The following is a 13,038-nucleotide window of genomic DNA, read 5'->3' as shown; positions in this document are numbered from 1 at the left end:
CTATCTCTCTACATCCGTATCAAAATAATAGGACTCAAACACTGTTTTTGCCTCGTCGGACAGTATAAATTTATAAAAATCTTCCGCCGCTTTTGCCTGCAGGTCGTCTGCCTCGTCATTCACTACCTGGCATACCGGGTAGATTACATTTCCTGTTAAATCATAGCTGACTGTCTCCAGAATGTCCAGTTCATCTTCGAAGCCATAGGTATCTGAATAGTAGGTTGTTCCAACCTCACAGGAGCCTTCCACAACCGCAGAAAGAACTTTGCTTACGTTATCCTGTTCGCTGATTTCAACACCGCCGAGAGCTTCAGATATCTGTTCTGTTGTAATTGTATCGGGTTCGTCTGTCTTTTCTAATATACCGAGGTTGATCAGTGCCTGTCTTGTATATTTACCTACAGGCACACTTCCTCCTGCAAGGGCAATACTCTGTGCATCCTTCAAATTCTCAAGTCCTGTCACCTTTGTTTTGCTGTCCTTCAGCGTCACAACAACGACCTGGTTGTTTAATACATTGGCCCTCGTCCCCTCTTTTACGAGTCCGTCGCCCTCCAGTGTGTCCATCTGCTTCTGTGCCGCAGAAAAGAAGATATCACATTCATAGCCTTCCTGAATCTGGGTCAGGAGTGTTCCTGAGCTGTCTGCATTAAAAGTAATCTTTACATTTGGCTGCTTCTCATGATACATATCTGCAAGTTCTGTCATTACCGTATTCAGGCTGGCTGCTATGAACACCTGTATTTCTGTCTCATCCAGCTGGTCTGCACCCGCATCTTTTTTCTCGTCCTGAACCTCATCTTCCTGTTTTACATCATCTTTCTTTGCGTCAGAGCCAGAACCTCCTGAACACCCGGCCAGGCTGAATACCAGCATCGCCGCCATCATTGCTGCTAAAATACGCTTTTTCATAATCCTTCTCTCCTTTTATATATTTTTTCAAACCGTTCTATTTTTAAAAACAGTACGGTTTGAAAGAAAAACGGATTATAAATCCGTGTTTCTTCTTCCACATGTCAGACAGGCTTTGAAAATTTTGCCTGCCCTCCTGACTATCTAATCCCGGAATCCTTTTCCGAAATACTTCTGATAGACCTCATCCGTATATGCCTGAACCTCCGAAACCATATCCCGGTAATTCTCCACCAGTTTCTTTCCTTCTTTTGTCAGCCTCGAGCCGCCGCCACCCTGCCCGCCTGTCCAGCGTTCTGTCAGCGGGAACCCCAGCTGGCGTTCTGCCTCTTTAATGATCCTGCTGCCCTTACTGTAGGAAAGCCCCATCTGAAGACAGGCCTCCTGAAGTGACCCCGTCTGTCCGAGCAGTTCCATCAGCTGGTAAATCCCCGGACCAAAGAATGCCTTGTTAGCCATCAGTTTAACCTGGGCCTTCGGCCTGACCGGATATCCTTCCCCCCTGCCGTAATTCCATTCCAGAAGTTCCTGATACTCATCCTTTGTATCTATATCCCGACAGACACCTTCATCCTCAACCTCCACATCCGTAACCGGTATCTGGGAGGCTCTGACCGCCCCCATGAGCCCGCCACCGCCATCATATTTCATCAAAGATTCTGCCACATCCCTGTGCATAATAATCGGGTGCCCGTGCTTTCCGTGATAAATAGTCCGCACAATCTTTCCATCGATCATCAGCACCTGCCGCATCGTCTCCGGCTTGATCGCAGGTATATCCGCGGGCATAATCAGAATCCGTTCACATTCTCCTGCAATCTTGCGTACTCCCAGAACCACCGAGTCAAACATTTCCGTCGTCTCATATCGTTCGTTTTTCACAAACTGAACGCCCGTATAAAAAAGATGCTCTTGCAGTTCCCGGGCCCGGTACCCTGTCACAACGACAACAGGATCGACTCCCAGCTTCTTAAGCATCGTCACAATATGAATGGCAATCGTAGAATCCCCGAAAGGAAGCATGGGCTTAAAATCTTTCATCCTCAATGACTGTCCGGCGGCAACAATAACCGCACCAGTCTTCTTCATGCACCCACCTCCATTGTATGTCAGTTTCGTTTTACAATAAAATCCTCCAAACATGATACTATTATATTAGATATTCTCAGAATAGGCAAGTAATGTCTGGTATTTATCTCCAATTTCAATTTTGTCAAATTGCCTAATTGCTCTTTCCCTTATCTAGTGATATACTCTCGTCAGAAACTTCGAAAGGTATTCACCTTTCATTTTTCAATCGGCAGTTCGCCGGTTTACCCAATTAATTACTTATTAGAACCGCAGAAAACAATGAATCCTCTACATTTTTAAGGTACTTCTGTCTTTAACATATCCATATATCATGATATGATAATAATAAATCAGAATAACTCCTTACATGTGTACCATTCGTTTTCTGCACAGGAAAGGAGATTTCATTTTATGACCAAAGACAACTTTATTATGTTACCCACTGTAGACTTTTGTTTCAAGGAACTGATGCAGAACCCCAAAGTCAGGAAAGGCTTTATTTCTGCATTGCTGAACCTGTCGCCGGAGGAAGTCGAAGATACGGTACTTCTGCCCACGCTACTTTCGAGGGACTCGGCTGATGACAAATTAGGAATCATGGATGTACGGGTACTGCTTAAAAACGGGACGCAGATGAACATGGAAATGCAGGTCAAATACTTTGAATACTGGGATGAACGCGCCTTGTTCTACTTAAGTAAGATGTTTGACAGCCAGATCCGTAAAGGTGAGTCCTATGAAAAGCTGCAGAAGTGTATCCATGTAAGTATTTTAGACTTCATCCATTTTCCGAATGACAACAAGTGTTACCGCAGGATTCATTTCCGGGATGATCAGACATCACAACTGTATTCCGATAAAATGGAACTTCAGATACTGGAGCTGAAAAAACTGCCTCCTGAGGTTAAGACCGGAGAAGATGTTCTTGCATGGATGAGGTTCTTCAGCAGCAAAAGCAAGGAGGAATTTCAGAATATGGCTAAAACAAACGAATATCTCGATGAAGCATACAATACATTGCTCAATCTGAGTGCTGACGAGAAGAAACGGCTGGAATATGAAGCAAGGGAAAAGGCATTGAAGGATTATAATACCCAGATCAGCAGTGCTGAAAAAAGAGGACTTAAGGCTGGAGAAGAGATGGGCCGCAAGGCTGGTGTAGAAATCGGGAAAAAATTGGGAGAACAGGAAGGTGAACGCCGTACCCGACAGGTCTTCAAACTATTCATGCAGGGTAAATCACCAGAAGAAATTGCCGGCCTTTGTAATATCAGTATAGATAAAGTGAAGCAAATATTGGAATAAAAAAATCCGATGCTGTAGTCTGATCATACAGCATCGGATTTTCCACTTCAGATTAAATCACATAGTTTCTCAAGTATTTTGCACTCAGTACAACTGCCTTCTTTGCCTCCTCGATACTTCCTTCAAACGCCTTATCTTCTACTTCGATACAAGTATATCCATTGTATCCGATGTCGGTAAGGGCGGATACATATCTGCCCCAGTCCACATCCCCGAGTCCCGGAAGTTTGGGTGACATGTATTCCAGCGGCGCCGCCATGATTCCTACATCGGCGAGCCTGTCTTCATATACCTTGATATCTTTGTAGTGTACGTGGAAGATCTTGTCTTTAAACTCATACAATGGCTTAATATAGTCAATTCTCTGCCATACAAAATGAGACGGGTCATAATTTATGCCCAGATTCGGACTGTCAAGAATCTCAAAAACCTTCCTCCAGTTTGCCGGTGAGGTCATCAGGTTTTGTCCCCCCGGCCATTCATCTTCGGTGAATAGCATCGGGCAGTTTTCAATAGCGATCTTAACGCCTTTCTCCTCTGCGTATTTCACAATCGGGGGCCATACCGCCTTCACAATTTCCAGATTTTCCGTGACTGTCTTTTGTGGGTCCCTCCCTATAAAAGTAGTAACCATATTCACATCCAGCATTGCAGATGCGTCTATCAGCTTATAGAGGTGTGCTATATAAGCCTCCCTCTTCTCCTGATCTGGCTCCAGTGTATTCGGATAGTATGCAAGAGAAGAGATTTCAACGCCCCTTTCTTTACAATACTCATTGATGTATTTCGCCTTTTCCTGATTCAGACCGGCCACATCGATATGGCTGACTCCTGCATAACGCCTTGATGCGCCCCCTTGCGGCCAGCATGCAACTTCCAGACATTCCAGATGGTTCTCTGCCGCAAAGTCAACAACCTCTTCAAAACGCATTCCCTCACATATTGCTGTGATAAATCCCAATTTCATGCTGTGACCTCCTATTTTACTTTAAATAATTCTGATATTGTTCTTTTAGTTCCTTCAGATTTGGTATTTGTCCGGGGCCGACTGCTTTTGTCTTAATCTCCGTAGAATGTTCCAGCTTACCGTCCCATCTTAATCTTGATCGTTTCTGTTCTTCCTCACTGAATGTAGCACAGATTTTTCCGTTTTCTATTGACAGGTCCCCATATATGCCGCAGACCGGGCACTCTATAGAGGTATGGTCTTTCGATACTGTCAGCATGCTGCAGTGGCAGACCGGGCAGATTCCTTTCTCTTCTCCGCGCCATTTGATACGTTCCTCCTCGGTCTCTGCATCCAGAGCGGCGGCAATATTGTATCCGATGCTTCTGGCACGTTCCATCTCTGAATCATTTCCAAGTACGTGTTCATAAGCCATAGCCCCAAAATACTGATGCATGTCTATCACATCGATCCCCATAGACATAGTAAATTCATACATAGTAGGCAGCATAAAAGAAAGCCAGTTTTCTGTCATGGCGCCTCCCACGGAAAGCAAGGCCCCGACACGCTTTTTAAAGCTTCTTTCATCCGGGAGCTGATCCACGGGCTTTCCGGCTTTTATGCCCTCATCAAATGTTGCTTTTCTGAAGGTGATGTCATGGGATGGTCCGATCCTGTCGCAGACTGTTTTAAATCTTCCCGTAGGTGATAATACATAAGTCGGGCTTCCTACAATCACTGCATCGCTTTCCATAAGTGCCTCATCAATGATATACATATCGTCTTTCAGAGGACAGCCGCCTTTCCCGCGTCCCGTTGTCATTCCCACAACACAGGAGATACATCCAGTACACGCTTTGATATCAAGGTCGTCCGCGCGGATAAACAGCACCTCATGTCCCGCCTTTTCACACTCCATCAGTGCTGCTTTTATCATAACGTCTGTGTTGCCCATCTTTCTTCCGAAGGAAATTCCTAATACCTTTTTCTTCATCTTTTGTCCACCTACGCAATCTCTACTTCACGTTCCATCGTGCCAACAATCGGCACCGGAATATATGCGGTTCTCGTAGATACTGTCAGTTCCACCTTGTGGGTTCCCTTCGACAGGCCGTTTTCCTTCAGAACCCGTATATAAAGCGGTTCGCCGTACTCCCATTTGTATGATGTTACTGTCTGCATTTCATCTAAAGTAAACCAGTCTTCCTGATCAACGCTGCAGCGGATTTGTTCCCGCAGAATCTCTGTCCCGTCCAGCTTCACTTTTACATCGTTCACCATAGATAAAGGAATGGCACGGTAATATGTAATATGGGTCTGCAGTTCGAACCCGGTAATCTGATTGTCAGCCGTGATATTTTTGCATGTTCCTTTTATAAATACATTATTATCAAACATCGTTTATCCCCTATCCTTCCATTTCCTGAATATATCTGCGAAGCATTTCCTGATGTGCGGCAACCTGTTCTTTTTCAACCATAGGATGCCCCGGGAGAATCCAGCGGTTTCCTTCATATTCAGTTGACACATACCCGTCATAATCATGGTCATGAAGATACTGAAGCAGCCCTTTATAATCAACAGAGTATTCCTCACCATCAGCCATCTCCCACAGCTTAAAGTGGAAATGCCTGATATATTTCATGTATTTGTCCAGTGTTTCATACGGCGTATTCTCGTAACCGTCAGCCAGCATAATATACGGCATATCCTTTTCTGTGGCAATTGCCGCGAGCTCCGGCTTCATATTATGCTGTTCATCAAATGCATGGGTACCGTCCAGTCCCTTGTCAAACAGGCCATTAAAATATTCTACAACCTTTGGATTCGTTCCCAGTACCTTTACATTATAGTCGTTATAAACTCTTGGAATCCTGTGGCAGAAGATGCCGGCATCTACAACGAGCCCGCAGTACGGGGAATCCACTCGGATCATTTCCTCAATAAAGCCTCTTGTCTCCGGAATTCCGAAGCTCATGCCTGCATGTATCTCAAGGGCAAATGCAACATCATATTTCTCTGCATACGGAAGCAGCGGCTCGATTACAAATGCAGGCACCATAGATACTAAACGGATCAAATGAAATCCCATGCGGTGTGCAAGTTTTATTTCATCAATAAGAATGTCTATACACTCCCTTTTTGTTAAGGTCCGGTTGTTGTACAAATTTGTATTTAAAAACACATCTGAACAGACTGGTTTTATTTTATAGGTTTCCATCAGGTAATCCCAGTGCTTCAGAGATTCCTCAGACGGATGTGGTGTGTTGTGGATCATCTGGTCCGGAAGTAGTTCCAGACCCTCAACTTTATGCTCTGCCAGATACTTCATGATGTCTTCCAGAGTCATCCTCTTATTCATATATTCATCCTGAAGGCTGTACAGGCTTACGCATGTTTTAATTGCCATATTATCTCCTCTTTTCTCTATTCAAAATCTACGGACTTCCCGGTTTTTGCGGATTCTCTGACTGCATCCATAACTGCCAGAACTCTCCGTGTCTCGGGGATTTTCACAAGGAAATCCTCTTCCCCATAATATGCTTTTTTGTAATTTTCAAAATAATCTCTGTGGCAGGTATTCACCTTCGGCACGTCTTCTGTTACGATTTTTCCCGGTGCAGGCGGTCCGAAGGAACGTGTAGGACCTGCAGCCGTCATTGTCCTGGAGCCGCTTACGTTCGTAAGAAGCTCTGTTGTCCTGACAATCCTCCCTTCCGGTTCAAATCCGTCCACATAGGCAGTTCCCTTGTTTCCGCCCATAATCCAGTGCCGTTCGAACCACTTATCCTGCGGTTTGTCAGCTAATAGATAGGTTCCCAGTTCAACTTCCGCCATCACTTGATTATCAAACCTGAGCAGGATTTTAAAATAATCATCCACTTCAAAATTAATGACATTTCTCACATCCGCATAGATGGATGTGATTTTTGCTTCCGGCATCATGAAGAGTATCTGGTCGATCAAATGTACTCCCCAGTCATAAAGCATGCCTCCGCCTTCGCTTATGTAAACATGCCAGTCATGCATATTTCCATTGAATCCATAGAGACTGTTTTTCATCATATAAACGTCCCCGAGAGCCTTTTGGTCAAAGATTTCTTTCATGATTCTGAAGTCCTGATCCAGACGCCTCTGATGGTGGACCGTAAATTTCACTCCGCACTCATTTGTCACACGGACCATGTCATCCAGCTCCTCCAGAGACATCGCCACCGGCTTCTCACATATGATATCTTTTCCTGCCCTTGCAGCCTGTATAACCAGATCATGATGTTGGTTGTTATTTGCCGCAATCAGTACAACGTCCACTTCCGGGTCTGCCAAAAGCGCCTCGTTGCTTTCGTATCTTTTTAACCCTTCCTTAACATCATCCAATTGTTTCGGATCCCTGTCAGAAAACCCGATCAAACGAATGCCTTCCATCTGGCTGAGCATTGTCTCATGCTCATGTCCCATAAAACCGTGACCAATCACTGCGATTCTGATATCTTCCATTTCTTCCTCCCGTTGAAACCTCAATCTTTAATCCAATTTGATTTCCCGACCTGACTCTGCCGCTTTATAGATCGTGTCCAGAATCTGGGTAACAACAAATGCCTGCTGCGGTTTTACAAGCGGTTCCTTATCTTCGATAATTGCCTCCAGCCACTGTTTACATTCCAGCACTTCCGGGGAACCGCCGCCATTTCCTTCAAAAAATGCAATGGCACCTGCATCTGAAATATGTTCTTCTGTTAAAATTCCACCAGTTGTCTCATTGAATACAAGATCATATCCTTCCTGGCTCATTCCTCCGATCATCTCTGCTCCCGCCTTCGTTCCGCAAAGAGTGGCAGCTGCTTCTCTTGAATCCTTTACATTCAATGCCCATGCAGACTCAAGGAAGATCGCTGCACCGTTTTTCATCTTGATATAACCGAACGCTGAATCTTCTACCTCATAAGTCTTTGGGTCCCACGGTCCGAACATATTGCCTTCTGTTGCTTCCGGAAGATGGCCCAGTTTTTCAAAAACAGATCCTGTAATGGATGCGGGCTCATAATTATCCATGCACCATAATGTGATATCCAGTGCATGCGTTCCAATATCGATCAGCGGACCGCCGCCCTGCTTTGACTTGTCCGGGAACACACCCCATGTAGGTACGGCTCTCCTTCTGACTGCATGTGCTTTTGCAAAATAGATTTCTCCAAGTTTCCCTTCTTCACAGGCCCTCTTAAGTGCCCGTGCGTCTGTACGGAAACGGTTTTGATATCCAATTGTAAATTTCTTTCCGGATTTCTCCCATGCATCCATCATTTTCTGTGCATCTTCTGTTGTCGCAGCCATCGGCTTCTCGCAAAGTACATGTTTCCCAGCGTTAAAAGCTGCTACTGTAACCGGGCAGTGTGAGTTATTTGGTGTGCATACATGCACCACGTCAATCTCTTCATCTTTCAGCATTTCGTTATAGTCTGTATAGACTTTTGCATCAGGCGTGCCGAATTTCTCAGCACCTGCCTTTGCACGTTCTTCAATAATGTCACAAAAAGCTACGATTTCGCACTTATCACTCTGTGATGTAAGCGCCGGGAAATGTTTTTGATTTGCGATTCCTCCGCACCCTGCGACTGCCACCTGTAATTTTCCGTTCTTCATCTTCATATCCTCCTGATTATTTATTTGTTTTAATTTATTGATTTTGATTTTTTTCTTTTAATTTCTGACGGATATCATCTGCATCTTTGTCACTCATGTTCCATAAAAAACATGCGGCTGCAGCCACTATGAAAAGAATTGCCGGGATCAGGTTTACCACTGTATTAATTCCCTTCAATGCTGATACAGTCTGCTCTGCGTTTGCCACATAACCGAAAGCCGCAAGAAGAAGCACTCCGATCGAACCGCCAAGTGCATTCCCGATCTTTGTCGCCAGCCCATATGTTGCATATGCTGTCCCGTCTGTCCGCACCCCGGTCTTTAACTCCATATAATCTACAGAGTCTGACACCATCGATAACGTCATTGGGAAACCGACATTAAACAGGCCAAATATCCAGCACCCTGCCAGAACCATTGTCATATTATCAAACGGTGCAAAATAAATGACTAAAAGTCCGACAGCCTGAATCAGCATAGATCCCATCAGGACGTTTCTTTTTCCAAATTTTTTCGCCGCCATCGGAACAAAGAAGGAACCGATTACAGCGCCAATAGAAGGAATCGTCATGATAAGGGCAATCATTGTGAAGGAGCCAAGGCAGTAGATCACATAAAACGCACACACTGCAATACGTCCCATGAATGCCGTCATCTGAAGTGTCATGATCAACATGACAATCATCAGGTATTTATTTTTGACCAGATTATTGATCGTTGTTTTAAAGGAAAATTTTTGTATTTCCCCAATCGGCTGCACATTTTCTTTTGCAGTGAAGAACACGATTAAAAATAGTGGGATGGCTATGATTCCATAGATAACGGCTACCATCATATATCCATGTCCGTTTGCAACTTCTGCCCCTAAACCTGAGAATTTCAGTGCAAGACCTGCGGAACAGGCATTTACGATAATCATTCCAAGATTCATACCGATGTTTCTGGATGTATTAATTGTATTTCTCTGTGCCGCATCTTCTGTCATAACACCTGCCAGTGCCGCATAAGGAATATTGGTCAGTGTATACAGCATTCCCGCTATGATATATGTTGCCGCTGCCCATATAATCCCTGCCACACTGGAACCGCCGAACGGATTTGTAAATGTCAGGACACCGAACAATGCCAGAAACGGACATCCAAATGCTATGTACGGGCGGAACCTCCCGAATCTGGAGCGTGTCCGTTCTGCAATTGCCCCCATCATTGGATCATTAACAGCATCCCATATACGGGCGCCCATCATAATTACTGACACAATGGCCGGAGCAAGGCCGACAACATCTGTGTAAAACAATGTTAAATAAGAACCAACAAAAGTCCATACGAACTGTGATGCCAGATCTCCAAAACCGTAGCATATGACTGCTGCTTTTGAAGCCCTCTTTTGATTTTCCATAATATTTTCTCCATTCACTATTAGTAGTCACATTAGAATTGTAAGACGTCTTCCCGAATTCATTTTGTAAAATAAGTATATCCTGAGAAAACATAATTCGCTTTTATGCTGTTCCAATATACTTGTCTATATTTGCAGCCTGCAATAAAAAAAGAAACCAGTGCAACAATCGTAGTATGATTATTGCACCGATTTCTCTTTTCTTGTTTTTCTAGTAATCCTTATAAATATGGAACAAGGCAATTTCATGGGGCTGCAGTTCAGAAACAAATTCAAGCTCTCCTTGTCCGGAATATACCCTTTCCATGCTAAGATGGGGTGTACATATATTTCTCAGGTACTTCAAGTCACTCCCTGAAAGCTCTGCCTCGCAATTAAAACGGAGCCATTCTGTAAGAATGCACCCATACTGATTATTCAGCAGATGTTTTTTTACAATATATTTCTGGTCTGATGCCACGTTTTTAAGTCTGAAGGAGACCTCTAATATCTTATTATCTTCAAAAATGGCGTCTAAATTCCTAATATCCAGATCATCCTCATCTTTCATATAATAATTGGCGCTGTACCACTTAAAGTTAAAGCACACAATATAATAGTCGCCATGTTCATTTGCCGTCACAATATAATTGGGCCCCGATGAGACAAATAAAGGTCCCAGCTGGTTGAGGAAGTCGATTGCATAATAGGCTGGTTTTCTTACCCCGTCTTTTGTAAGAAGCCCCACCCCTCCCTGTATTATATTTACAGAATCATAATAAGTACTGATCCAGTCTGACCCCATCCAGAAACAGGCCGTATCCACCCTCCCCCACATGGCGGCTGTCATTTTCATAATAAATGCAGCCCTGAAACAGCTGTCGTTCAAATAATTCCGATTGGAAAGGGCATTACTCCACTCTGTAATACACAGCTTCCTGTCTGCAACCTTGCATTCCTGCATGATATTTTTCACAATGTCGATCTGTTCAGAAAGGAAATCAAAATCAGTAATCCTCTGGGCGTAATTGACGTCCTGTTCATCGCTGAGTGACTGGTACGGGAACAAAATCATTGTTACAAAATCTGGAACACAATTCTCCTGACGGCATTGATTCAGGTAGGTCCTGAATATCTCTTCCTTCTTATCTATAATGATACTTGGTCCGCCGATCCGGGCCCCCGGCGCAGCTTCCTTAACTTGAAAATACCAGCTTTTATAATACTCGAAAAATTCTGCCGCGTCATAACCACTTTTCTGATGCTCCACATCAAACGTATATTCATAAAGCCAGCTGCTGATTTCGTCAAGGCCAAACCTTTTTGCAATATGCCACATAAAGCTTCTGACGATGTTTTCCCATTCCGCCTTTGTCTGATACTCCATCGCCTCTTCTTCATAGAACAGCATCTCTTTCCCGTTTTTCACCGCACATTCCGGCCTGCTGCCGAAATCAAGGTATGGTTTCATACCGTGGGACACCAGAAATTCCAGAATTGTGTCAATACTGTCAAAATTGTAATTACCTCTTCTCGAATCCTGCCGTATCTTTAATCTGGTGGAAAACAGATTCCATATGCGTACATATTTAAAATGAAGATTCTCTACCAAATACAGTGTATGGTACTGCAGGTTAGCCAGTGTCAGGTTATAAGCAGAACCGATATTAATAACCGTATTCCAGAATGGCCGGCTGGCCTTTGCATTCTGAATATCATTTTCTATCGTAATACCGTTGGTGCCTTGATTTGACTGTTCCGTATTCACCAGTTTTTCCAGCTTGCGTTTTACTTTTTCTTCCAATAATGCGCTATCCTTTGTTTCTGAGACAGCATGGGGCTTATTTTTCTTTCTGTACTGTGAGGGCGGCATCCCGAAATTTTCCTGAAAAACCTTGCTGAATACAGATGGATTCGAAAACCCGTTGTCGACTGCAATCTTTGTCAGCGGTTCATCCGAATACAGCAGATCATTGAGTGCATAATGCAGCCGGACACTAGAAACATATTCTGCAAAATACACCCCTGTCTCTTTCTTAAAAAACCGGGATAAGGAAGATGGGGATAAATATAACTTTTCTGCAAGGGTATTCAGGCTCAGCTGGTGCTGGTAGTTCATATTAATATAGTTAATCACTATTTGCAGACGCTCACTCGGGTCCTTAATAGATTCCTGCCTCCCAACCTGATACTGAACGAGGAATTTTTCTATCAGGCAGTCTAAAAGTTCATATTTCAGGCTATATATCATACAGTCCGTGCGGTGCTGGTTTTCAAGTGCATGATATACAATCTTATTCAGTATTTCCCGCAGTTTCGGATACGGCCTCGCTGTATCGGCGGAAGTATTGCAGATAAAAGTGAAACATTCATTCTGCATAACATCCGCCAGGACAAGATAGGATATTTTTATTGTAAACGCAATGGTATTATCACCGCAGTCAAACTGGTGCACAGTCCCCGCATTCACAAGTACGATCCCGTCCTTTCCAAAGGTATACGCTTTATCCGCAACAGATACCCTTGCTTCCCCTTCCAGAACATATAAAATTATAAGCTCCGGAACGGATGCCTTTTTTCCTCTTCTGTTCTGGATCAGCTCCACTTCTATCCCGTCAAATTTCCACTTTTTTATCATCTGCCATCGCCCTTTGCATAAATCTTCTTTCATTTTATCATATACATTCGGTTCTTTCTACTTAAAAGAAGATGGCAGGGCTTAACAATTGTATTCATTTATAGACAAAAAAACCTGCAAACTATAAGTCTGCAAGTTTTTAGA

At 43.7% G+C, this 13,038-nt stretch carries 11 protein-coding genes; 1 reads left to right on the top strand and 10 read right to left on the bottom strand.

The window, feature by feature from the left end:
* Window positions 1-915, bottom strand: coding sequence for a molybdate ABC transporter substrate-binding protein (gene modA / locus ABIN22_RS03790; protein ID WP_118619833.1), 915 nt, complete (start codon window positions 913-915; stop codon window positions 1-3).
* A gap of 144 nt (window positions 916-1,059) precedes the next feature.
* Window positions 1,060-2,004, bottom strand: coding sequence for an NTP transferase domain-containing protein (locus ABIN22_RS03785; protein ID WP_109730661.1), 945 nt, complete (start codon window positions 2,002-2,004; stop codon window positions 1,060-1,062).
* Between the two features lie 414 nt (window positions 2,005-2,418).
* Between ABIN22_RS03785 and ABIN22_RS03780 the strand changes: the two genes are divergently transcribed.
* Complete coding sequence (locus tag ABIN22_RS03780) at window positions 2,419-3,291, top strand: Rpn family recombination-promoting nuclease/putative transposase (protein WP_346906700.1); 873 nt, start codon at window positions 2,419-2,421, stop codon at window positions 3,289-3,291.
* A 52-nt stretch (window positions 3,292-3,343) separates the two neighbouring features.
* Here ABIN22_RS03780 and ABIN22_RS03775 read toward each other — a convergent pair whose 3' ends face one another.
* The 8 genes from ABIN22_RS03775 to ABIN22_RS03740 form a co-directional block, all read right to left on the bottom strand.
* A complete protein-coding gene (locus ABIN22_RS03775; RefSeq protein WP_346906699.1) occupies window positions 3,344-4,258 on the bottom strand; it encodes a sugar phosphate isomerase/epimerase family protein in 915 nt (304 codons plus the stop codon).
* 16 nt (window positions 4,259-4,274) lie between these two features.
* On the bottom strand, window positions 4,275-5,231 hold the full coding sequence (locus ABIN22_RS03770; protein WP_346906697.1) for a flavodoxin family protein: 957 nt from the start codon (window positions 5,229-5,231) through the stop codon (window positions 4,275-4,277).
* 11 nt (window positions 5,232-5,242) lie between these two features.
* A complete protein-coding gene (locus ABIN22_RS03765; RefSeq protein WP_109730672.1) occupies window positions 5,243-5,635 on the bottom strand; it encodes a C-glycoside deglycosidase beta subunit domain-containing protein in 393 nt (130 codons plus the stop codon).
* A 10-nt stretch (window positions 5,636-5,645) separates the two neighbouring features.
* The gene (locus ABIN22_RS03760) at window positions 5,646-6,647 is read right to left on the bottom strand and encodes a sugar phosphate isomerase/epimerase family protein (RefSeq protein WP_346906695.1); all 1,002 of its coding nucleotides are present in this window, start codon (window positions 6,645-6,647) and stop codon (window positions 5,646-5,648) included.
* A gap of 17 nt (window positions 6,648-6,664) precedes the next feature.
* Window positions 6,665-7,735, bottom strand: a complete 1,071-nt coding sequence (locus ABIN22_RS03755; RefSeq protein WP_346906693.1) for a Gfo/Idh/MocA family protein — start codon at window positions 7,733-7,735, stop codon at window positions 6,665-6,667.
* Between the two features lie 27 nt (window positions 7,736-7,762).
* On the bottom strand, window positions 7,763-8,878 hold the full coding sequence (locus tag ABIN22_RS03750; protein WP_346906691.1) for a Gfo/Idh/MocA family protein: 1,116 nt from the start codon (window positions 8,876-8,878) through the stop codon (window positions 7,763-7,765).
* Between the two features lie 34 nt (window positions 8,879-8,912).
* A complete protein-coding gene (locus ABIN22_RS03745; RefSeq protein WP_346906689.1) occupies window positions 8,913-10,277 on the bottom strand; it encodes an MFS transporter in 1,365 nt (454 codons plus the stop codon).
* A 211-nt stretch (window positions 10,278-10,488) separates the two neighbouring features.
* Complete coding sequence (locus tag ABIN22_RS03740) at window positions 10,489-12,894, bottom strand: GH39 family glycosyl hydrolase (RefSeq protein WP_346906687.1); 2,406 nt, start codon at window positions 12,892-12,894, stop codon at window positions 10,489-10,491.
* Window positions 12,895-13,038: the final 144 nt, after the last annotated feature.

Source organism: Faecalicatena orotica, assembly GCF_905197545.1.
Lineage (GTDB): Bacteria > Bacillota > Clostridia > Lachnospirales > Lachnospiraceae > Faecalicatena_A > Faecalicatena_A orotica.
This window is presented reverse-complemented; position numbering and strand designations above follow the sequence as displayed.

Coding starts and splice junctions, on each gene's coding strand:
- modA (WP_118619833.1), bottom strand. CDS start 915: ATGAAAAAGCGTATTTTAGCAGCAATGATGGCGGCGATGCTGGTATTC.
- ABIN22_RS03785 (WP_109730661.1), bottom strand. CDS start 2,004: ATGAAGAAGACTGGTGCGGTTATTGTTGCCGCCGGACAGTCATTGAGG.
- ABIN22_RS03780 (WP_346906700.1), top strand. CDS start 2,419: ATGTTACCCACTGTAGACTTTTGTTTCAAGGAACTGATGCAGAACCCC.
- ABIN22_RS03775 (WP_346906699.1), bottom strand. CDS start 4,258: ATGAAATTGGGATTTATCACAGCAATATGTGAGGGAATGCGTTTTGAA.
- ABIN22_RS03770 (WP_346906697.1), bottom strand. CDS start 5,231: ATGAAGAAAAAGGTATTAGGAATTTCCTTCGGAAGAAAGATGGGCAAC.
- ABIN22_RS03765 (WP_109730672.1), bottom strand. CDS start 5,635: ATGTTTGATAATAATGTATTTATAAAAGGAACATGCAAAAATATCACG.
- ABIN22_RS03760 (WP_346906695.1), bottom strand. CDS start 6,647: ATGGCAATTAAAACATGCGTAAGCCTGTACAGCCTTCAGGATGAATAT.
- ABIN22_RS03755 (WP_346906693.1), bottom strand. CDS start 7,735: ATGGAAGATATCAGAATCGCAGTGATTGGTCACGGTTTTATGGGACAT.
- ABIN22_RS03750 (WP_346906691.1), bottom strand. CDS start 8,878: ATGAAGAACGGAAAATTACAGGTGGCAGTCGCAGGGTGCGGAGGAATC.
- ABIN22_RS03745 (WP_346906689.1), bottom strand. CDS start 10,277: ATGGAAAATCAAAAGAGGGCTTCAAAAGCAGCAGTCATATGCTACGGT.
- ABIN22_RS03740 (WP_346906687.1), bottom strand. CDS start 12,894: ATGATAAAAAAGTGGAAATTTGACGGGATAGAAGTGGAGCTGATCCAG.